Consider the following 20,479-nt stretch of genomic DNA (forward strand, 5'->3'; position numbering starts at 1 on the left):
CGGCTACTTGGCGTAGACCCGGCCTGATTGTGCCAGCCGCTGGCGGGCGGTGTTGACCGGGACCGCGATAGAGCTGCCCGGATCATAGACCTTGCCCACCCCGGCGCTGCCTTGCGGCACCCAGATTTCAACCCAGGTGTTCGAGTAGCCATTGGGCTTGTAACGCACCCAGTAGCCGTCGGGATGCTTGGACCAGCGAGTTGCAGGCACATCGATCGAGCCTTCGCCGCGCGGAGCTATCCCGCCCAGCACCGCGACCCGTTCGATATCGGCATAGCTGGAACCCGGCGTAGTCAACATGCCGCGCATCCGGCTTTCCGCCTCAACAATCGTCCGCACCGGCCCTGGCAGCCCGCCGGTTACCGCCGAAAGCTGCGGGCTGGTCAAAACGCCCAGCGCGCTGCGGTTGAGCGAGAGCAGCTGCTTCTTGGTCAGTAGCACCGCAGCAATGCCCTTCAGCCGCATGTCGAGATCTTCGAACTTGGCCTTGGCGACGATTGCCCACAGCAGCAGTTGGATATCGTGCTGCTCGATCTCCGGATGGGCTACCGAATTGCGCAGGATGCTCATCACCGCGTCCTTGGCCGATCCCTTGACCGGTCCGAACAGGTAGCCGTCCCCGCCACCCGGACCATGGGTACCGGCATGCAGGCAATAGCTCTGCGCGTGCATGTTGTAGTACCCTGGTGCCAGCACGAAGCCACCTTGCGGGGTGCGCGGCAAGCTGGTCAGCGCCAGCGGCTTGCCCGGTGGGGAAAACCCGTCGGTCGAGGGATCGCCATAGATTGCGTCCTTGATGTTGGTTGAAACCGGTGCCGGGCCATTGAGCACGTTGGGGACTGCCGGCGCCTTGACCGGCAATGCCTTGACCACCGAGCCGATGCCGCCGAACTGGGCCTGTGCTGCAGTTGCAACCAGCGCGCCGCCCGACAGCAGCAGCGCCAGGGGAAGCAGGCTCTTGAAGGGCTTCATATCAACACCTCGTCATTTGTTGCGATTTGCGGCGCAAACTAGGCCGGATCAGCCCGGCTGAATTGGCAGAAAACGCCAGAATGATCGCAAGATCATTAGCGTAGATCAATGCGCCGACCGCCAGCGTAGCGACATGCAGGTAAAGCCGGCGTCGATCATCGCGATCGCCGAATTGGCCAGCGGCACCACACTGAGGCCCAGACTATCGAGCCGATCAAGGATGCGCGGATAGCCAGCCCCCGCTATAACCTGATCGTTGACGCGCAGGACGTTGGCTCCGCCCTCCTCGCCTTCGGGCACTTCGATCACGCGATAGTCGGCGAAGATCCCGCTTGCCGCCAGCGCCGGGGTGGCCAGCACCGTCTCCGCATCAAGCAGCGAACTGGCGGTCTTGAGATGCAGCACTTCGGCCGGAGTCTCGGCAATCACCGCGCGATACCCCAACTGATCCAGCAGGCCCGACAGTGCTTCTGCCCCTTCACGGTCGGTGCGGGCCGAGAGACCGATGAACACCTTGTCGGGCATGACCAGAACGTCTCCGCCATCGGCATGACCGCCCGGCAGGTTGAGCACGCGTTCGAATTGCTGCTCCAGTACCGGGCCCAGTTCGGCCACTTCACCGGCCCGGCTGGGCGTGCCAGGATTGAGCAGCACCGCACCTTCCGGAAAGACCAGCGCCGGATCCTCGACAAAGATCGCATCCGGGAAGGCTTCAAGCGGGTCGAGCATGGTCAGCGCCAATCCGGCCTGGGCCAGAGCCTGGGCATAACCGGCATGTTCGGCCACGACTGCGGCAAAGTCAGGATCGGGTCCGCCACTCGCCCGCAGACCGCTGACCACGCTTTGCCCCGGGCGCCGCAGGATCGCGCGATTGAATTCGAACACTTCAGGCATCAGCCGCCTCACTGGAAAGAAGCGGGCGGGACGCTTTGCAACGCCCCGCCCACCGTAGATCAAGAATTTGTCAGGCTACAGGGCGAAGCCCATCTGCTTGCCGATGAAGATCAGCAACATTGCACCGACAATTGAAAACAGGAATCCACCGGGCTTGAGCTGCGCACCGGTTTGACCGTCACGCATCGATCCAAGGAACCCGGCAACGAACGAACCGCCCACACCCAGGACCATGCTCATCAGCCAGCTGTTCGAATTGTCGCCGATGTAGAACAGCTTCGCCAGGGCGCCCACGATCAGGCCGGTTACGGCCATGCTGAGGTATTTCATAGCGCTTCCCCTCTTTCCACTCGGGCCCACGCCTGCCGCAGGCCATGCTGGATGGCACACCAGCCACGCAAGCAAGTCAAGCAGTTAGGCAGTTCACCCTACTTGGCGCAATCGCCGATCCGTTCAGCCTTAACGGTCTGTTCGATATGGATGGCCTTGCCGCCGGGCATGCTCATGTCGGCCTTGACCGCCACGTTCGAGCCGTTGTCGTTATAGGTCCCGTGACTGCTGGAACGCAGGGTCATGCCCTCTCCCGACTGGCAGGTGAACACCGAATCCACTGTGCCGCCAGCCGCCTTGAAGCTTTCGAACTGGCACTTGCCATCCGCCATCTGGCGCTTGAGTGCCTCAATCCCGCCGGCAGCCTGCTCGGGAGTAATGCAGTATTCAAAGCTTTGGGCCTTGCCCATCATCGCCCCCATTTGCGGAGGCAAGCCCTCAGCCGTCACCTTCTCAACCGTGACGGTCGAACGATACTGGCCAGCCTGCATCTTGAACGCGGCTTCGGCTGCGGCGACGTTGGCATCGGCGCCGGGTTGGCCGGCGCCCTGGTCATTGCTCTTGCCGCACGCGGCAAGTGAGAGGGCAGCTAGCGAAACAAGGGCAAGGCGATGCATCGGCATGTCTCCGGACTGGTTATTCCCTACCGCAGCCTATCAACCGCAGCTCATGCCGCCAACCGTAACTTGCCGGGCAATTCGCGCAGTCGCTCGGGCCGCAGGAAGCGTTCAAAGGTGCGATGGAGATGTTCCACCACCGCAGGGTATAGCGCCCGGTCGAACTGGATCCCGGCCGAGTGGCCCTTGACCCAGCGGATCACCCCGGTCAGCCCTTCCAGACCCTGCGGGCGGACCACCACCAGATCGCCCACTCCCATCACCAGCCCAAGGCTGTCGATTCGGCAGCCACCTTCCGAAATGTCCGAGATCACCACATGATCGGTGAATCCGGAGCGCGATCGGCAGCGGGCCGGCAGCACCAGGTTCAATCTGTTCGAGCGGCGCAGCGCACGCACGTTATCGGGGTTCATCGCATCCTCCATCCTTGTGCCGCCGCCTTGCCGTAGGGTCACTTGGCGAACGCGATGGATAACGGCACGATTACCCTTCCGATTAAGGGGGCAGGCATTGCGTTGGCGCTTGCAACGCATGCTTGCGAAGTCGGAAAACCTGCGCCAATCTGCGGCCAACAGACACATCGGAGAGCTGCCATGGACCTTGAATTCAGCGCAGAAGACCTTGCCTTCCGGGATGAGGTGCGCACATTCATCGCCGAAAATTACCCGGCCCAACTGCGCGGTAAGCAGGACGAGGGCGAAGAGCTGGACAAGGAGGATTTCCTGTCCTGGCACCGCGTCCTTGCCAAGAAGGGTTGGGTCGCCCCGGCCTGGCCGGTTGAGTACGGCGGGACCGGCTGGACCTCGACCCAGCGCTATATTTGGTCGGAAGAATCCGCGCGGGCCGATTGCATCCGCCTGCTGCCCTTCGGCCTGACCATGGTCGGCCCGGTGATCTACACCTTCGGCACGCCTGAACAAAAGGCCCACTTCCTGCCCCGGATCCTGTCGGGCGAGGACTGGTGGTGCCAGGGTTATTCCGAACCCGGTTCGGGCTCCGACCTCGCTTCGCTGCGCACCCGCGCGGTGCGCGATGGAGATCACTATGTGGTCAACGGCCAGAAGACCTGGACCACCCTGGCCCAGCATGCCGACTGGGGCTTCTTCCTGGTCCGCACCGATCCGGATGCCAAGCAGCAAGAAGGCATCTCGTTCCTGCTGATCGACATGAAGAGCCCGGGGATCACCGTGCGCCCGATCATTACCCTGGGCGGTGAGCACGAAGTCAACGAGGTGTTTCTCGAAGACGTCCGCGTGCCGGTCGCCAACCGTGTGTTCGAAGAGAACAAGGGCTGGACCTGCGCCAAGTTCCTGCTCGCCCACGAACGCGTCGGGATTGCCGGCGTGGCCTCGTCGAAGCGCTCGATCGAGCGGATCAAGGCGATCGCCCAGACCGAGATGGACGGCGATCGCTCGCTGCTCGCCAACCCCTTCTTCAAGCGCAAGGTGGCCGAGCTTGAGATCGACCTGGCCGCGCTCGAATACACCGAACTGCGCACGATCGCCGGGATGGCGGCGGGCCGCGGGCCGGGACCGGAAAGCTCGGTGCTCAAGATCAAGGGCAGCGAGATCCAGCAGCGGCTGACCGAACTGACCTTGGAAATGGCCGGCCACTATGGCGCGCCCTATTTCCGCGGCTTCGGCGAAGGTGACAACGAACACCCGATCGGTCCGGCCTGGGCCAACCGCGCCGCACCGACCTATTACAACACCCGCAAGACCACGATCTATGGCGGATCCAACGAGATCCAGCGCAATGTGATCGCCAAGATGGTTCTGGGCCTCTGAGGAACTGCTGACATGGATCTGAGCACCACTGAAACCCAGGACATGCTGCGCGATACGCTCGCGAAGTTCCTGGCCGATACTTACGGCTTCGAAGCCCGCCAGAAGATGATCGACAGCCCCGAAGGCCGCGATCCCGGCATCTGGAAGGCACTGTCGAGCGAGCTTGGCCTGACCTGCGCCCCCTTCGCCGAGGAGCTTGGCGGCATGGGCGGCGGCGCGATCGAGAACATGATCATGATGGAAGAGCTGGGCAAGGTCATCGCGATCGAACCCTGGCTGCAGACCGTGGTCGCTGGCGGCGGGGCGCTCTCCGCTGCGGGCGGGCCCCTGGCCGAAGCGACCATTCCCCAGATCATCTCGGGCGACTGCCTGATCGCCTTCGCCTATGCCGAGCCGCAGGGCCGCTACAACCTGGCCGATATCGGCACGACGGCGAAGCAGGACGGCGCCGGCTTTGTGCTGAACGGCCACAAGGCGGTGGTCTATGCCGCGCCCTGGGCCACGCACCTGCTGGTCACCGCGCGCACCGGCGGCAGCCGGCGTGAACGCGATGGGGTGGAGCTGTTCCTGGTCGATGCAAACAGCCCAGGGATCTCCCGCCGCGATTATCCGACCGTCGATGGCTTCCGCGCCAGCGAGGTCTATCTTGAAAACGTCGCCATTCCCGGCGAGGCGCTGCTTGCCGGCGGGATCGACCTGATCGAACAGGTTGCCGACCAGTGCACCATGGCACTCTGCGCCGAGGCCACCGGGATCGCCCGCACCATGCTGGCCCAGACGGTCGAATACACCCGCCAGCGCAAGCAGTTCGGGCAACCGATCGGCAAGTTCCAGTCGCTCCAGCACCGCATGGCCGACATGCTGGTCGAGGCCGAGCAGATCGCTTCGATGAGCCTGATGGGCACCCTGCGCCTGGGCGAGGACGCCGTGGTCCGCAAGACCGCGGTCTCCGCCGCCAAGGCCAAGGTCGCCCGCAGCCTCAAGTTCGTCGGCCAGAGCGCGATCCAGACCCACGGCGGGATCGGGATCACGATGGAACTGGGCATCGGCCACTACTTCAAGCGCTCGACCATGATCGAGAACCAGTTCGGCAGCGCCGACTACCACCTGGAACGCTACGAAGCGCTGACCATGGTGGATTGATTGGCCAGGTGCGCCAATCGCCTCCGCGATTGGCTTGGCCAGGCCGGCCCGCTCCCCCGGCCCGGCCACCCATAGGGTACCTTCAGCGGGTGGCCGGGCCGGGGGAGCGGGCCGGCCTGGCCAGGGAAAGCCGGACGGCTTTCCCGCACCGCCGTTAGGCGGACAAAGACACCAATTACCCCCTCAGCACCCCCAGCTGCACGACAGCGCCGAGCCGCCGTCGAGCGTCACGATCTGGGCCGAACCGCCGCAGCCTTCGCCGGCCAGTTCGCTGAAATCGGGCGCCTTGGGTGCGCCAAAGCCCAGCCGGGCGAGGGTTTTCTGCACCTTGTCGGCCGGCTCGAGGAAGTTGACCGTGCGGGTATAGCCGCCGTCGCTGTCGGGCACGATCACCGTCTGGGTGGTCAGCCGGCTCAGCTTCAGTCCGTGCCAGGTGGTCGCCTCGGGGAATTTCAGCCCGGCATCGCGGGTTTCGATCCCGTCCTTGTCGGTGCTGCTCTTGGCCGAAATCGGCAGCGGATTGTCCCAGGCGTCCAGCTTGATCGTGATCCCCTTGCCGCTGCCCAGCTCGCCCGCGGTGTCGAGCTTCTTGTAGATCGCCTCCAGCGCGCCGCTCGCCTCGCACAGCGAGGGCGAGGAGAACTTGAGCGACCCGTCAAGCGCCACCGGCATCGGCGGTGCCTCGCTGGGGGTGGCCACGGCCACGGCACCATCGCTGGCCGCGCCGCTCGGCCCGGCAGCAAGGTCAGGGTCCGGCCCGCCGCCAACCAGGCTAGAGCCGAACCAGGCTGCCCCGGCCAGCACCAGCAGCGCCGGCGCGCCGATCAGCAGCCATTTGGGTACGCCCCCGGCAGCAGCAGGCGCCGCGTCCCAATCGGCCGGCGGCGGCGGCGCGGCAGGCGCGGCATCGCGCGCTTCCAGCAGCCGCGCCTTCTGCGCCGCAAATTCCTCATCGGTCAGCGCGCCCGCCTTGTGCAGTGCAGTCAGGCGTTCAAGCTGTTCGATCCAGTCAGACATCGTGCCCCTCTCGGCTTGGGAATCGTTACTGCTCACGGGCTAGCTGCCACCCCGCCCAGCGGCAAGTGTGTTGTGGCGCGGGTGGGGCCAGTGGACACAATGGACAGGGTTCCAAGGGGCGAAAATTGTGCTCCGGATTTGGGTTCACACGGGCCGCAGGCGACCGCAGGTCTACACACGAAGACACGAAGAGGGCGCGCATGCGGCGCAGCCGCCTTCCCATCCATGGTTCGGCATGACCCCGACTTTTGAATAGCCTGCGGCGCCCCGGACTGGCCCAGGATCTTCGTGTCTTCGTGTCTTCGTGTGAACCCACATAAAGACTTCACCTCCAGCGGCGCATCTGACCCACCCCCAACCCCTCCCGCAGGCGGGAGGGGAGCAAGACCTGCCTCGCCGCAGGCGGCGCCAGTCGCAGCGGGGTGGGCGCAGCGCACCGCATCAACCGCCGCCGCGGCTGCGGCCTCCAGCGCGTCATGCCGCGCTGCGGCCTCCCGCGCCGCGCGGCGTTCCCGGGCCAGTGTGCCGCCCGCCGCGCGCCGCGCCGCCAGCTCGATCGCCTCGGCGCGGCTGGGCAGGTCCTCGACCGCGTCCACCCCGGGATCGACCAGCCCGCTCGCCGCCGCCAGCACCACGTCGAACCGCTCCGCCGCCCGCCAGGCGACCTCGTCCTCGGCGCACAGCGCATCAAGCCGCGCCAGATGCGCCAGCAGCAGCCGCGAATCGAACCGCCGCCGCACCGCCACCACCTCGCCGTGATAGAACACCGGCTCTTCCACCCCGTCGAGCGCGCGCTCGGCCAGCGTGGCCTCGACATGCTCGCGCGCCAGGACCAAAGCCGCCCGCCAGCCCAGCGCAAAGTCCGCATCGCGCCGCCGCGCCAGGTAAGCCCCCGACCGCGAAACCCCGCACCGCCCCGCCGCCACCCGGACATTGCCATGCTGCGCCAGCTCGTCGAGGAAGCGGACCTTCAGCGCCGGGGTAAAGACCGGATCGAGAGCCGCGGCGGAATGATCCTCCCCCACTGGGGGAGGTGGCAGCGCGCAGCGCTGACGGAGGGGGCCATCAGCCAGCCCCTCCCCCGGTCCGGCCGGGCCACCCGCTCCGCTGATCCTCAGCCGGTCACCGGCAGGCGGATGAAAGACCACCCGCCGCCCCTGCCACTCGGCTGCCTCGTCACCCGCCAACCCCGGCGGCGCCGACGGAGCCTCCTCCCATTCCCACACTTCTACCGGTTCATGCTGATCGCTGGACGCCATGGTTCGCTTCCTTTGTGAAGGGCAAACGGACCATGTTGCAGATTTTGGGGGTGTAGGAAAATGCGAGGGATGTTGCTTAAGGCAGAGCTTAGCTAACCTTGGCGAAGCTCACCAATGAAGTTGGCCAACACGGCTTGCAGGTTCGGATATACCGGGTGCTTAGCAAAGTGCCTGACAAGCTCGGCTTCGACCTGCTTTACGGACTTGGCGTCTTCAGCTGAAGCCGCCGCCCATGCACGACCAGGGTGCAAGGTGTCCCACGGTGACCGCTTGTTTGCACGTGTGGTAGCGGCATCACCATGCTTGCCGAGGCCATACAGGATATTCGTCTCGCTGTTCCAAATCGGCTGGAACAAATGGATGAGGTAGTCCTCTGCCGCCGTTTCCCACCCGCTTTGCACAACGAGCGATCGAAACTCGAAATCAGCGAGATCAAGCGTACCCACTGCTTTGGCAATGTTCTTGCGATGATCATTCAGCCTTCCGCTCAGCTTCGCACCTTGCTCAATGGGCGAGCGGGCATTGCTCACACTCGGTGAAGCTTTGCCGACATAGATCGGAGTCTCGGTGCCACTAATATGCTGATACGCCGGGAAGGAGCCCTTGTAGTAAATGGCATAGACACCGGAGCCATAGAACTTCGGAATGTCTGACAGTGGATGGCTTTCCTGCGCCACCATTGCCAAGGCCACGAAGCGCCCAACCACCTTGGGATTGCTCGGATCAAATATCGATGTTGGTTGCGCGATTGGATCGAGCTTAGCCAGCAAAGCCGTTAACTCGTCGATGGCTTCCTTAATTTGCGTTTCGAGCTTCTTGCGCTTGGCGTTCGACAATGACGTATCGCTAGCATCGGCGGTGAGCCGCTCAAGACTCTCGCGCAGCGCACCTACTGAACCGGGAGCAGTATTTTGACTATTCATGCTCTCTCCGCGAGTCGGGAGGCAACACCGTCCCCGATCACGCGAGCTAATTCAACTGGCACGGCATTGCCAAGCTGGCGCATGGATTCTGTCCACGAGCCGTGCAGGCGATAGTTGTCCGGGAAGGTCTGCAAGCGGGCACTTTCACGTACCGTGAAATACCGCACCGAACCATCGGGTCCCAGCAGCATATTCTCTCCACCTGGCACCCCATGCACCCCTGCCTTCAATGTCTTGGCGGGCAAGTCGAGAGGACTGCCCGTATGCCCCGGATAGCTTCGAGCACCCGACTGGTACCGGTGATTGTGAAAGCGCCGCGCTTCGCCGGGCTTGTGCTGCGGATCGGGCAGATCACCAATCGCGTCCCGCACCGTTCGCCATGCTTCGGTTACTGGGCGCTCGGTTAGCTTAAGTGCGCGGGACAGCAGACGGGGGTCGGTGAGGCCGATAACCCGAGCATCGTGGCGTTCGCTGTACTCCCGACTACGGAACTGATCCCAAAGCAAGGATTCGAGTGAATGGGTTTCGCGTGGGAACGACCATTCAATACCAAGGTCCTCCCGAAAGCCGACGAAGACCACACGTTCACGACGTTGCGGCACGCCATAATCGGCGGCGTTCAGCACCCGATACACGACTTTGTATTGCAGACCGGTCTCGCGTCCCGAGGTATGGTGCGCTTCGAGGCGGGCAAGGTGCGAATACCACTCTTCATCAGTACGCCGCACCAAGTCCGGATAAGTGAGCTGGTGAACAATATAGGCAAGATAGGTCGCGAACGACGCACGGGTCAGGCCCTTCACGTTCTCGAACACAAATGCTGGTGGTTTGGTTTCACGGACTACACGCACCGCCTCGCCCCACATATCGCGATGGTCAGCATGGGCGCGATGCTTGCCGCCGAGCGAAAAGGGTTGGCACGGCGGGCCGCCGCTCACAAGGTCGATCTTACCCTCGAAGGATCGAAAATCGACCTGACGCACATCACCCTCGACTGGCTCAGGCCACAACGCGACCGGATTGGCCTGCTCGCGACGATTTTCTCGGATGGTGTCACAGCACCAGTGATCCCATTCGACCACCTTCGCGGGACGGAAGCCAGATTGGCACAGCCCCATGCCCAGCCCACCAGCTCCCGCGAATAGCTCGATCGAACGCATACTCTCTCCGGCCAACCAATTTGCACGAGAACATAATAAGAACGAATTGTTCAATCGCGCAAGTGCAATTTCACAGGCCCTTGAATGTGCTTATGGCCAAATTGGCCGAAAGGCTACGAAACTTCTCGGCTTCGGATGCTGTTTTCCGCAACGAGCAATCCATCTACCGCTCAAACACCACCCTGCCCCCCACCACTGTCAGCATAACCCGCCCCGCCAGGATCTTCTCCGGCGCGCTCTCCGCCAATACAAACGGATCGAGGTCCAGCACGGTCAGATCGGCCCAGCGGCCCTGGGCGATGGTGCCGGTCTGGTCCTCGCGGAAGGCGGCCCAGGCGGACCAGGTGGTGTAGGCGCGCACGGCTTCCTCGATCGTCAGGCGCTGATCGGGGTACCAGCCGCCGGGGGGCTGGAGGGCCTTGTCGCGGCGGGTGATCGCGGCGTGGAGGCCGTAGAAGATCGAGTGGTCCGAACCGGGGTTGTCGGCATTGAAGATCAGCCGCGCGCCGTTCTGGCGCAGCGTGCGCCAGGCATAGGCGCCGTGGATCCGCTGCGGCCCCAGCCGCGCTTCGGCCCAGGGCATGTCTTCCACCGCGTGGGGCGGCTCCATCGAGGCCGTGATGCCCAGTTTCGCAAAGCGCGGCATGTCTTGCGGGGAGATGACCTGGGCGTGTTCGATCCGGTGGCGATTGGCGCGGCTGGCCGGATCGGCCCTGAACTGCGCCTCGTACAGATCGAGCACTTCGCGGTTGCCGGCATCGCCGATCGCGTGGACGCCCAGCTGGAAGCCGGCCCGCATCGCCTGCGCGGCCAGATCGCGGTCAAAGCCATAGCCCTGTCCGCTGATCCCGCGGTGGCCGGGGCGATCGGCATAGTCATCAAGCAGCCGCGCCCCGCGTGAGCCGAGCGCGCCATCGTAATAGGCCTTGACCGCGCGGGTGACGAGCATGCGGCTGTTGTCCCTGTCCGGCCCCCTGGCGATCCATTGCCGCATCAGCGGGGCATCGCGCAGCGAGAGCATGGCATAGACGCGGATCGGCAGGCGGCCTTCTGCTTCCAGCTGCTGGAAGGCGGCCATGGCGCGGGCGTCCACGCCGGCCTCATGCACGGTGACATAGCCGTCGTGGGCCATCTGGGTGAGCCCGCGCAGCGCCTGCCGGGCCAGCACCGGCTGCGGCACCGGCGGCATCAGCGCATCGACCATCCGGACCGCATTGTTGAGGAACAGGCCGTTGGGCTGGCCATCGGTGCCCAGCTTCATCTCGCCGCCGACCGGCACCTTGCTGGCGGCGGTGATCCCCAGCGCGTCGATCGCGGCCTGGTTCATCCACACCGCAAAGCCGTGCAGCCCGCGCAGCACCACCGGGTGATCGGGCACCGCCCGGCTGAGCGCCGCCTTGTCTGGGTAATGGCTGGCCCAGGCGCCTTCATCCCAGCCGGCGCCGAAGATCCATTCGCCCTTGGGCACCATCTTGGCGCGCTGGGCAACGCGGGCGATGGCCGGCTCCGCTCCGGGCAGGCCGGTCAGGTCCACCGCTTCCAGCTTGGCCCCGAATTCAAGGAAATGGGTGTGGGTATCGACCAGCCCGGGCAGCAGCGTGGCGCCCTTGAGATCGAGCACGCGGGTCTGCTGGCTGCGGTACTTCAGCGCCCGGGCCGTGCTGCCGACGAAGACGATCCGCCCGTCGCGCACAGCCACCGCCTGGGCATCGGGGTGCCATTGTCCCTTGGCGAAGGGGGCATCGCGGGCCGGGGTGCCATCAAGCGCCGGCTCACCCCAGCTGAGCGTATAGACCCGCGCATCGGTAAGGATCAGGTCCGCCCCCCCGGCCGCACCCTGCGGCATGGCCTTGGGTGCGCAGGCGGCGAGCAGCATGACCGCGATCAGGCGGCCCAGCTGGCTGGTTTTGTTGGCGATCGACACTGCTTGCCCCCTTCTTGTTGTGCCCCACCTTCCCAAGGCCGGACGACCGTGTCCAGCCCCGGCGGTGGCGTCCTTGTAAAAGCGCAGCCGGATCCCCATATCCGAGATGCACCCTGACGCGATGGTCTTGGACTGGCGGGCCCTGCTGGCCGCGCCGCACTTCCGCACTCTTGCTTTCAGAGCGGCCGCCAGTCCGGCGGGCCGCAGGCGCAAGGAGTATGTTCCAATGCCTGACCTCAACCAGCTGTTTGCCCGTCACCAGATCGCCCTGATCAATGCCCAGGAGGCCGACGCAGGCGGCGACCGCGCGACCTATCTCGATCTCGCGACCTATTACGCCGGGCGGATCGATGGCATTCGCAAGGGCAGCAACCTTCCAACCTATCAGTGGATTTGATCGCCATGGCATCGGGATCAGGCCGCCAGCAGCAATCGGCACTGGGCGCGTGGGAAAGCGAAGGCGGGCATCTGGCGGGGGCTGTGCCCTCTCCGCCCGCGATCGAGACCAGTCTTCGCGAAGAATACCGCGTGGGCCCCTATCGCTATACCGACCGGGCCTGTGCCGAGGCCGAGCTGCGGCGCCAGCAGGCCAACCTGATCGCGCCGACCATCGCGGGCATCGGCAAGGATCGCAGCCATGTTTGATCAATGCAACGAGGTGGACCGCCGGGTCCTTGCCCATGCCCGGATCCTGCAAACGCTGATCCGCTACCTGGCAGAGGACAAGCCCGAGATTCTCGTACGGCTGACCAGCGCCTTCGGCATCAGTCACAACATCGGCGCGCACGAGCAGGACTTTGTTTCGGCCGAACAATGCGCCGAACAATTCATCCGCGCGATCGAGGTGCAGATTCTCGAACTCGATCAGGCCTGACGGGCGCGGTCCCCCATTGCGGAACAAACCGCAAACCCCCATAACCCCACCATGGCCGAACTGATCATCCGCCGGGGTCTGGAAGAGCCGGACACCTCTGCCGCCTTTACCCCGCACCGTCCGGCGCGGCCTGCGAAGCATCCCGATCAGAAGCCGTTCAAAATCGTCAGCGAATACCAGCCGGCCGGCGACCAGCCCGGTGCGATCGCCGATCTGGTCGAAGGCGTCTCGAACGGCGAGGCGACGCAGGTGCTGCTGGGGGTGACCGGCAGCGGCAAGACCTTCACCATGGCCCAGGTGATCGAGGCGACCCAGCGGCCCGCGCTGATCCTGGCCCCCAACAAGATCCTCGCCGCGCAGCTTTATGGCGAGATGAAGAGCTTCTTCCCCGACAACGCGGTGGAGTACTTCGTCTCGTACTACGACTATTACCAGCCCGAAGCCTATGTGCCGCGCACCGATACCTACATCGAGAAGGAAAGCTCGGTGAACGAGGCGATCGACCGGATGCGCCATTCGGCCACCCGGGCGCTGCTCGAACGCGATGACGTGATCATCGTCGCCTCGGTTTCGTGCCTCTATGGTATCGGCTCGGTCGAAACCTATTCGGCGATGGTGTTCGACCTGAAAGTGGGGGCGAGCGAGGACCAGCGCGAGATCATCCGCAAGCTGGTGGCGTTGCAATACAAGCGCAACGATGCCGCCTTCCAGCGCGGTACCTTCCGGGTGCGCGGCGACAGTCTGGAACTGTTCCCCAGCCACTACGAGGACATGGCCTGGCGGATCAGCTTTTTCGGCGACGAGATCGAGGCGATCCACGAATTCGATCCCCTGACCGGCAAGAAGGGGCAGAGCCTCAGCGCGGTGCGGGTCTATGCCAATTCGCACTACGTCACCCCGGGTCCGACGATGAAGCAGGCGACCGAGGCGATCCGCTTTGAACTCGCCGAACGGCTCAAGGAGCTGGAGGCCGAGGGCAAGCTGCTTGAGCACCAGCGGCTGGAACAGCGGACCAATTTCGATCTCGAGATGATCGCCGCGACCGGCAGCTGTGCGGGCATCGAGAACTATTCGCGCTTCCTCACCGGCCGCCTGCCCGGCGAGCCGCCGCCGACGCTGTTCGAATACCTGCCCGACAATGCGCTGCTGTTCGTCGATGAAAGCCACCAGACCGTGCCGCAGATCGGCGCGATGAGCAAAGGCGATCACCGCCGCAAGATCACGCTGGCCGAATTCGGGTTCCGCCTGCCCAGCTGCATCGACAACCGCCCGCTGCGCTTCAACGAATGGGACGCAATGCGGCCCCAGACGGTCGCGGTGTCGGCCACCCCGGGCAGCTGGGAGATGGAGCAATCGGGCGGGGTCTTCGCCGAACAGGTGATCCGCCCGACCGGCCTGATCGACCCGCCGGTGCTGATCCGCCCGGTCGAGGACCAGGTGCAGGACTGCATCGAGGAATGCCGCAAGACCGCCCAGGCCGGCTACCGCACGCTGGTCACCACGCTGACCAAGCGGATGGCCGAGGACCTCACCGAATTCATGCACGAGGCCGGCCTGCGCGTCCGCTACATGCACTCAGATGTCGAGACGCTGGAACGGATCGAGCTGATCCGCGACCTGCGGCTGGGCGTTTACGACGTGCTGGTGGGCATCAACCTGCTGCGCGAAGGGCTCGACATTCCGGAATGCGGGCTGGTCTGCATCCTCGATGCCGACAAGGAAGGCTTCCTGCGCAGCGAAACCAGCCTGATCCAGACGATCGGCCGCGCCGCCCGCAATGTCGATGGCCGGGTAATCCTCTATGCCGACCGGATCACCGGCAGCATGGAACGCGCCATGGCCGAAACCGACCGGCGCCGCGAAAAGCAGGCCGCCTACAACCTCGAACACGGCATCACCCCCGAAACGATCAAGCGCAACATCCACGACATCGTCGCCGACACCGCTTCAAGGGATGGCGTGGTGGTCGAGCTGGAAGACGATGCCCGCAACAACCTCGTCGGCCACAACCTGCGCGCCTATATCGAGGAACTGGAAGGCCGCATGCGCGCTGCGGCAGCGGACCTCGAATTCGAGGAAGCCGGACGATTGCGTGACGAGATCAGGCGCTTGGAAGCGAGCGAACTGGGCCTGCCAGGCGAGAGCCACGCACCGATCGTGGGACGCAGCAACGAGGGCAAGCCGGGGACACGGAAGGGCCGGTTCGGGCGCGAGACGAAGAAGCGATGGGGGCGGTAGCTCCGAAGCACTCTGTTGCCCCCCACCGCTCATGCTGAGCTTGTCGAAGCATCGTCCTCGTTCTTGGGGCCAGGCGCGTCGCCCAAAGAAAGGCAGTGCTTCGACAAGCTCAGCAAAAGCGGTCCAGGGGTGAAATGGTTGTAGCTACCGGCAATACAACTGACGGCGGTAACGCCCGCTCAATTTGGTGGTTAGTTCTGGTGCGACAAAAGCTGGTTGAATTGCTCGCGGCCTCGATTCAAACGAAGCCGTAAAAACCGTAAAATAGAATCGCCCAGCAGGATGCGCCAAGAGTACCGACGTGACAGACAATCTTGACTCTCCCCGAAATGTCCTATATACAGGACATACCTTCTCGCTGGAGGAGACGCTCGAGTTTGCGAAATGGCTCAACAAGGAGCCTGATCGCAAAGGTCGTGCCATGATCGTCGATCGCCTCAGAAGAGCGGCGAACGGGAATTTCGGGACAATCCGCTCAGTGCATGGCGGGGTTTTCGAAATGAAGATCGATCATGGGCCTGGCTATCGGGTTTACTACTTCCAGCGCGGAAAGCAGCTTGTCATCCTGCTTTGCGGCGGCGACAAGCGCACGCAGAAAGCCGATATTGCCTATGCAAGGCGGCTAAAGGAAGAGATCGAACGCCGTGGTGGAGACAAGGCCCTTTGATGCCGCGAACTACCTCGAAACCGAGGAGGACATCCTCTATTATCTCGAGGCGGCGATGGAAGGGAATGATCCCAAGCATATCGCCAGCGCGCTGGGTGATGTCGCACGATCCAAAGGCATGACCGAGATCGCCAAGAAGGCAGGACTTGGCCGCCAGGCGCTTTACAATGCTCTGTCCGAGAACGGCAACCCAACGCTCGAAACCCTTATCGCGGTCCTTAATGCGTTAGGTCTCGAATTGTCCGTCCAGAAGCGCGCCGCCTGATCGCTTCGCTCCAATCCGGACCCAGTTCCGGTTGCGCGGTCTCAGGGAAATCCCCTAGCCTGCCGGGCATGGCTGACACTCCGCATTACCACATCAACCTGTTCTGGTACCCGGTCGAGCGGTGTTGGGTGGCGGATGTGCCGGATCTGCGGCCATGCTCTGCGCAAGGCGCAACGCCGGCCGAAGCGGCAGCGGCGGTCAGCGCAGCGATTGAGGCGTGGATTGCGGCGGCGCGCTCGGCTGAGCTGCCGGTGCCGGAGCCGTGCTACAGCCCTGCGCTCTACGCTGCGGCCTGAGGGCAAGGCGGCAACCGCTGGGGATTGAACGAGGCTGGGCACCCTTCCCTCGGGCAATGCAGCGCTCTAGGCTGCGCACCATGAGCGACACCGCTGGCCCCACTTTTTCCCGCAGGACATTCGCGCTGGGCGGCGGGGCGGCCACTGCGGCACTACCGGCTGCACCTGCCATGCGCGGGATCGTCTCGGTTTCCGCCAATGTCGGCAGCGGGTTGGATCGGCTGACCGCCAGGGCCGCCCTCGCCGGGAGCGAAACCGCCTATGCCCTGCTGACCCACGCCGGCGCGACCGACCGGCAGGGTCGCCGCTCGGCCGATCTGGTCAAGGGTGTGCTGGGCGATCGGCTGGTGGCACTGCTGGCGCCCGAGCATGGCCTGTCGGGCCAGGCCGCTGCGGGTGAGAATGTTGGTGACGGGCATGACAAGGCCACCGGTCTGCCAGTCTACAGCCTGTACGGCGAACGCCGCGAGCCACCGGCTGACCTGCTCGCGCGGATCGGGTGCCTGATCATTGACCTGCAGGATGTTGGCCTGCGCCCCTTCACCTATGCCGCGACGATGGTCGATGCGATGCGCGCGGCTGCGGCCAGCGGCGTGCGCGTGCTGGTGCTCGACCGGCCGAATCCGTTGGGCGGGCTGAGGATCGACGGGCCGCTGCCCGAACCCGGCTTCAGCTCGCACGTCAGCGCACTGCAGGTGCCGTTCCGCCACGGGATGACCATGGGCGAGATCGCCCGGCTGGTGCACTGGCAGGAGAAGCTTTCCAACCGGCTCAACGTGGTGAAATGCATCGGCTGGTCGCGCCGGTTTGGCACCAATATCTTCCGCGGCAAGACCGCGATGGCCTTCACCCCGCCGTCTCCCAACCTGCGCAGCCCGCAGGCAGTGCTGGCCTATGCCGCCACGGTGCTGATCGAAGGCACCAACCTGTCCGAAGGGCGCGGCACCGATCGCCCGTTCGAGACCGTGGGCGCGCCGTGGTGCCAGGGTGAGGCGCTGGCCCGGGCGATGACCGCGCTTGACCTGCCCGGCGTCAGCTTCGCGCCGCTGCGCTTCACTCCCACCAGTTCAAAACATCAGGGCCAACCGTGCGACGGCCTGCGGATCGAGGTGCGGGTCGAACAGGTCTTTGACCCGCTGCTGACCGGCCTGTCGCTGATCGCCACGCTGCGCCGGATGCACCCGGAGCGGTTCGCCTTCCTGCCCGGCAAACCGCCGTTTTTCGATCTGCTGATCGGCAATGCCTGGGTGCGCGAGGCGCTGCTGGCGGGCCAGACGCCCGCCGCGATCGTCAGGCGCTGGCCAGGCGAAGTCAGCGCATTCGAGAAGCTGCGCCGGCCAGCGCTGATCTACTAGGGTTTGTCCTGTTTAGGTTGAAGCACTTGAGCCCTTCCCCCTGGGGAAGGGTTGGGATGGGGTACGGCTCTCCCGCCGGCGTGGAACCCCCACCCCCTACCCCTCCCCAAGGGGAGGGGAGTTTCCATTTTAACAGGACAAACCCTGGAAGGTTTCCGCTCAGGCCGCCTTGACGTGGCTGAGGAATTCGTCGGCCTGGCTGCGCAGCGCTTCGGCGCGCTGTTCGAGTTCCTTGGAGGAAACCAGCACCTGGCCGGCAGCGGCGCCGGTGGCCATGGCGGTTTCGCGGACCTGGACGAAATTGTCCGATACTTCGGCGGTGTTGCGCGCGGCGGTGTCGATCGAGCGGGCCAGCTCGCGCCCGGTGACCGACTGTTCGTCAACCGCGGTGGCGATCGAAATTGAAGTCGCTTCGAGCTCCTGGACTTGCCGGGCGATCTCGCGCAGGGCGGCGACGCTGGCGCTGGTGCTGTCCTGCATCGCGCTGATCTGGTCGGCCACGTTCTGGGTGGCGCGACCGGTCTGCATCGCCAGATCCTTGACCTCGGCAGCGACCACCGCAAAGCCACGCCCGGCCTCGCCCCCGCGCGCCGCCTCGATCGAGGCGTTGAGCGCCAGCAGGTTGGTGCGCTGGGCAATCTGCGAGATCATGTCGACCACTTCGCCCACTTGCGCGGCCGAACTGGCCAGGGCCGAAATCGTGATGTCGGCTCCGTTGGCGGCCTGCTTGGCCTTGCGGGCAAGGTCGGCGGATGAGGCGGCCTGACGGCTGATTTCACCGATCGACAGCGCGAACTGGTCGCAGGCCTGCGCCGCCTCGGTCACCCCTTGCGAAGCCTGGCCCAGGCTGTTGGTGGCCGCACCCGCCTGGCTCGATGACTGTTCGGCTGCGCTGGCCATCGATGATGCGGTGACCTGCAACTGGCTGGAGGCAGAGGCCACCCCGCCAACCACGTCACCAATGGTCGCTTCAAAGCGTTGGGCCAGCTCGCGCAGCATCTCGGCATGGACGTTGCGCTGCGCCTCGCGGTTCTGCGCGGCCTCGGCCTTGCGTTCCATCATGGTCACGAACTGGCGCGAGTATTGTTTGAGTTCTTCCAGCGCGCGGGCCACCTCGCCGATTTCGTCGTCGCGTTCGGCACCGATCACTTCAAAGTCCTGGCCGCCTGAAGTCAGGTGGACCAGTCCGTCGCGCGCGGCCACGATCGGCTTGACCAGATGGCGCCGTACCGCCCGGCGCGCACCGAAGAAGGTATAGATCGCTGCCAGCATGAGGATCGCTTCGAACGCCATCATCGCCTTGATGCTGGGCAGCAGTCCGTCGGCGGTGGCGGCATTCTGGCGGTCAATCGCCTGGCGGACCTTGCGCGCTTTTTCCATCAGGTTGAGCGCCTGAAACTCCACATCGTGGTCGATTGTTACTGCCCGATCGACAGTGCTTTGCATGAAGCTGACCTTTTGGCGCAGCGAGGCAAATTCGCTCTGGGCCATCCCCAATTTGTCAAGCTGGCGTCCAAGCGTCTCGGTGTCCGCAGCGATCCGGGCCGCGCGCTTTGCCAGCCCTGCTTGATCAGCCTTGGCGTTGCTACCGTTCGAAACCCGGGCCTGAATCAGGATGCCGGCCGCCTCATCCTCGATCTGGACAGCGGCCTGATTGGCGAAGCGCACAATCTCGGCATGGCCGGCTGCCTTCAACCCCCACAGCCCGCCAATCATCGCGAAAACGCCCATGATCAAGGCGAATGCAGTGGGAATGCCAAACAGGCGACTGGTCTTCTGATCGATCTTACCCTTGAGAAATCGATCGATCAGCGGGGTACGGTTTGCCATCTGCGAAGCCACCACGTTTCCTGAAAACGCGGCAGCTTAGGCTGAACTTGGTTAAGGCGCGGTAACCATGAGCAGCCAGGCTCTTGGCGGAAATCACACTTTCCCGAATTTCGCCTCGAAGCCGGCGACGTCCCCGGCGGCAAGGAACTTGGCCTGTTCGACCCAGCCATCGCGCACCGGGCGACCGGCAAACGGCCCCAGCTTGGGGTCGAGTTCGGCCAGATCGGCATCGGTCATGGCAGCGATCTGGGCAAAGCTGGTGATCCCCAGGGTGGGCAGCAGCGCCTGCAGCTTTGGCCCCAGCCCCTTGATCCGGGCCAGATCGTCGGCACCGGACGCTTCGGGCGGAGCAGGCTCGGGTTCAGGTTCCGGCTCGGGTTCAGGCTCGGGCTCCGGCTCTGGTTCGGGCTCAGGCTCAGGCTCAGGCTCAGGCTCTGGTTCGGGTTCGGGTTCGGGCTCGGGAACCTCAACCGGCGGCGGAGGCGGAGGCGGAGGCGGAGGCGGAGGCGGCGGCGGAGCAGGCTCTGCCACTTCCGGCTCGGCAGCGCGGGCCTCAAGCTCCTCGACCTCGTCCTGCGCGGCCACGGCGACGATCTCGCCAATTCCGCCAAGCGCATCCGAGGCTGGCGGTGGCAGAACCACTTCGGCGGCCGGCTTGGCATCGATCAGCGCCTGATTGCGCTGCGCTGGGCCGACCCCTTCGTCAAGCACATCGGGCTTGTATTCGCGCACCCGCGCGCCCTTGCTGGCACGGCCGAACAGCCACCAGGCGACCAGCAAGGCCAGCAGCAGGACCGCGCCGAAGCTGATCCAGTTGGTCATGATCCCGTCCAGCACGTCCGCCATCGCATGCACTCCTGCCTAGTGTGGCGAGCAGAGCATTATCGCGGCGGCAAATTCAAGTCCCGCGCCGGGGTTTGCAACAATT

Annotated in this window: 22 protein-coding genes; 10 read left to right on the forward strand and 12 right to left on the reverse strand. The window is 64.7% G+C overall.

What is annotated here, in order from left to right; all coding sequences use genetic code 11:
- Positions 1–3: 3 nt before the first annotated feature.
- The 5 genes from IT549_RS01750 to IT549_RS01770 form a co-directional block, all read right to left on the reverse strand.
- Positions 4–972, reverse strand: coding sequence for a hypothetical protein (locus tag IT549_RS01750; protein WP_292969533.1), 969 nt, complete (start codon positions 970–972; stop codon positions 4–6).
- A 105-nt stretch (positions 973–1,077) separates the two neighbouring features.
- On the reverse strand, positions 1,078–1,866 hold the full coding sequence (locus IT549_RS01755; RefSeq protein WP_292969534.1) for an arginine deiminase family protein: 789 nt from the start codon (positions 1,864–1,866) through the stop codon (positions 1,078–1,080).
- Between the two features lie 75 nt (positions 1,867–1,941).
- A complete protein-coding gene (locus IT549_RS01760; protein WP_292969535.1) occupies positions 1,942–2,196 on the reverse strand; it encodes a GlsB/YeaQ/YmgE family stress response membrane protein in 255 nt (84 codons plus the stop codon).
- Positions 2,197–2,294: 98 nt separating this feature from the next.
- Positions 2,295–2,813, reverse strand: a complete 519-nt coding sequence (locus tag IT549_RS01765) for a DUF3617 family protein (RefSeq protein ID WP_292969536.1) — start codon at positions 2,811–2,813, stop codon at positions 2,295–2,297.
- Positions 2,814–2,863: 50 nt separating this feature from the next.
- Positions 2,864–3,226 carry a PilZ domain-containing protein gene (locus IT549_RS01770; RefSeq protein ID WP_292969537.1) on the reverse strand — a complete coding sequence of 121 codons (363 nt, stop codon included), beginning with the start codon at positions 3,224–3,226 and terminating at the stop codon, positions 2,864–2,866.
- A gap of 180 nt (positions 3,227–3,406) precedes the next feature.
- On the opposite strand from IT549_RS01770, the gene IT549_RS01775 reads away from it, so the two are divergent.
- Positions 3,407–4,600, forward strand: coding sequence for an acyl-CoA dehydrogenase family protein (locus tag IT549_RS01775; RefSeq protein WP_292969538.1), 1,194 nt, complete (start codon positions 3,407–3,409; stop codon positions 4,598–4,600).
- 12 nt (positions 4,601–4,612) lie between these two features.
- Positions 4,613–5,743, forward strand: coding sequence for an acyl-CoA dehydrogenase family protein (locus IT549_RS01780; RefSeq protein ID WP_292969539.1), 1,131 nt, complete (start codon positions 4,613–4,615; stop codon positions 5,741–5,743).
- Between the two features lie 183 nt (positions 5,744–5,926).
- Here the strand turns inward: IT549_RS01780 and IT549_RS01785 are convergent, their stop codons facing one another.
- From IT549_RS01785 to IT549_RS01805, 5 genes are all read right to left on the reverse strand, one after another.
- Positions 5,927–6,760 (reverse strand): SHOCT domain-containing protein, encoded by an 834-nt coding sequence (locus IT549_RS01785; protein ID WP_292969540.1) that lies wholly within the window; start codon positions 6,758–6,760, stop codon positions 5,927–5,929.
- Positions 6,761–6,792: 32 nt separating this feature from the next.
- The gene (locus tag IT549_RS01790; protein WP_292969541.1) at positions 6,793–8,019 is read right to left on the reverse strand and encodes a hypothetical protein; all 1,227 of its coding nucleotides are present in this window, start codon (positions 8,017–8,019) and stop codon (positions 6,793–6,795) included.
- Between the two features lie 92 nt (positions 8,020–8,111).
- Positions 8,112–8,942: an Eco29kI family restriction endonuclease gene (locus IT549_RS01795; protein WP_292969542.1), complete on the reverse strand. Its 831-nt coding sequence runs from the start codon at positions 8,940–8,942 to the stop codon at positions 8,112–8,114.
- A complete protein-coding gene (locus tag IT549_RS01800) occupies positions 8,939–10,102 on the reverse strand; it encodes a DNA cytosine methyltransferase (protein ID WP_292969544.1) in 1,164 nt (387 codons plus the stop codon). The genes IT549_RS01795 and IT549_RS01800 overlap by 4 nt, the downstream gene beginning before the upstream one ends.
- Before the next feature lie 163 nt (positions 10,103–10,265).
- On the reverse strand, positions 10,266–12,026 hold the full coding sequence (locus IT549_RS01805; protein ID WP_292969545.1) for an amidohydrolase: 1,761 nt from the start codon (positions 12,024–12,026) through the stop codon (positions 10,266–10,268).
- A 226-nt stretch (positions 12,027–12,252) separates the two neighbouring features.
- Here IT549_RS01805 and IT549_RS01810 point away from each other — a divergent pair, with 226 nt between their 5' ends.
- The 8 genes from IT549_RS01810 to IT549_RS01845 all read left to right on the forward strand — a co-directional run bounded on the left by IT549_RS01810 (position 12,253) and on the right by IT549_RS01845 (position 17,721).
- Complete coding sequence (locus IT549_RS01810) at positions 12,253–12,423, forward strand: hypothetical protein (RefSeq protein WP_292969546.1); 171 nt, start codon at positions 12,253–12,255, stop codon at positions 12,421–12,423.
- Positions 12,424–12,428: 5 nt separating this feature from the next.
- Positions 12,429–12,671 carry a hypothetical protein gene (locus tag IT549_RS01815; protein ID WP_292969547.1) on the forward strand — a complete coding sequence of 81 codons (243 nt, stop codon included), beginning with the start codon at positions 12,429–12,431 and terminating at the stop codon, positions 12,669–12,671.
- Entirely contained in the window at positions 12,664–12,900 is a 237-nt protein-coding gene (locus IT549_RS01820; protein ID WP_292969548.1) for a hypothetical protein, read from the forward strand. Before IT549_RS01815 ends, IT549_RS01820 begins: the two co-directional genes overlap by 8 nt.
- A 51-nt stretch (positions 12,901–12,951) precedes the next feature.
- Positions 12,952–15,138: an excinuclease ABC subunit UvrB gene (gene uvrB / locus IT549_RS01825; protein WP_292969549.1), complete on the forward strand. Its 2,187-nt coding sequence runs from the start codon at positions 12,952–12,954 to the stop codon at positions 15,136–15,138.
- 301 nt (positions 15,139–15,439) lie between these two features.
- Positions 15,440–15,805: a type II toxin-antitoxin system RelE/ParE family toxin gene (locus IT549_RS01830; protein WP_292969551.1), complete on the forward strand. Its 366-nt coding sequence runs from the start codon at positions 15,440–15,442 to the stop codon at positions 15,803–15,805.
- Positions 15,783–16,070: an addiction module antidote protein gene (locus IT549_RS01835; protein WP_292969552.1), complete on the forward strand. Its 288-nt coding sequence runs from the start codon at positions 15,783–15,785 to the stop codon at positions 16,068–16,070. The genes IT549_RS01830 and IT549_RS01835 overlap by 23 nt, the downstream gene beginning before the upstream one ends.
- A 68-nt stretch (positions 16,071–16,138) precedes the next feature.
- Complete coding sequence (locus tag IT549_RS01840) at positions 16,139–16,366, forward strand: type II toxin-antitoxin system HicB family antitoxin (RefSeq protein WP_292969553.1); 228 nt, start codon at positions 16,139–16,141, stop codon at positions 16,364–16,366.
- A gap of 80 nt (positions 16,367–16,446) precedes the next feature.
- Complete coding sequence (locus IT549_RS01845; protein ID WP_292969554.1) at positions 16,447–17,721, forward strand: DUF1343 domain-containing protein; 1,275 nt, start codon at positions 16,447–16,449, stop codon at positions 17,719–17,721.
- Between the two features lie 159 nt (positions 17,722–17,880).
- Here IT549_RS01845 and IT549_RS01850 read toward each other — a convergent pair whose 3' ends face one another.
- Positions 17,881–19,551, reverse strand: coding sequence for a methyl-accepting chemotaxis protein (locus IT549_RS01850; RefSeq protein WP_292969555.1), 1,671 nt, complete (start codon positions 19,549–19,551; stop codon positions 17,881–17,883).
- A 93-nt stretch (positions 19,552–19,644) separates the two neighbouring features.
- Complete coding sequence (locus IT549_RS01855; protein WP_365776032.1) at positions 19,645–20,373, reverse strand: hypothetical protein; 729 nt, start codon at positions 20,371–20,373, stop codon at positions 19,645–19,647.
- Positions 20,374–20,479: the final 106 nt, after the last annotated feature.

Origin of the sequence: Novosphingobium sp. (genome assembly GCF_020852455.1) — a bacterium.
Classification (GTDB): domain Bacteria; phylum Pseudomonadota; class Alphaproteobacteria; order Sphingomonadales; family Sphingomonadaceae; genus Novosphingobium.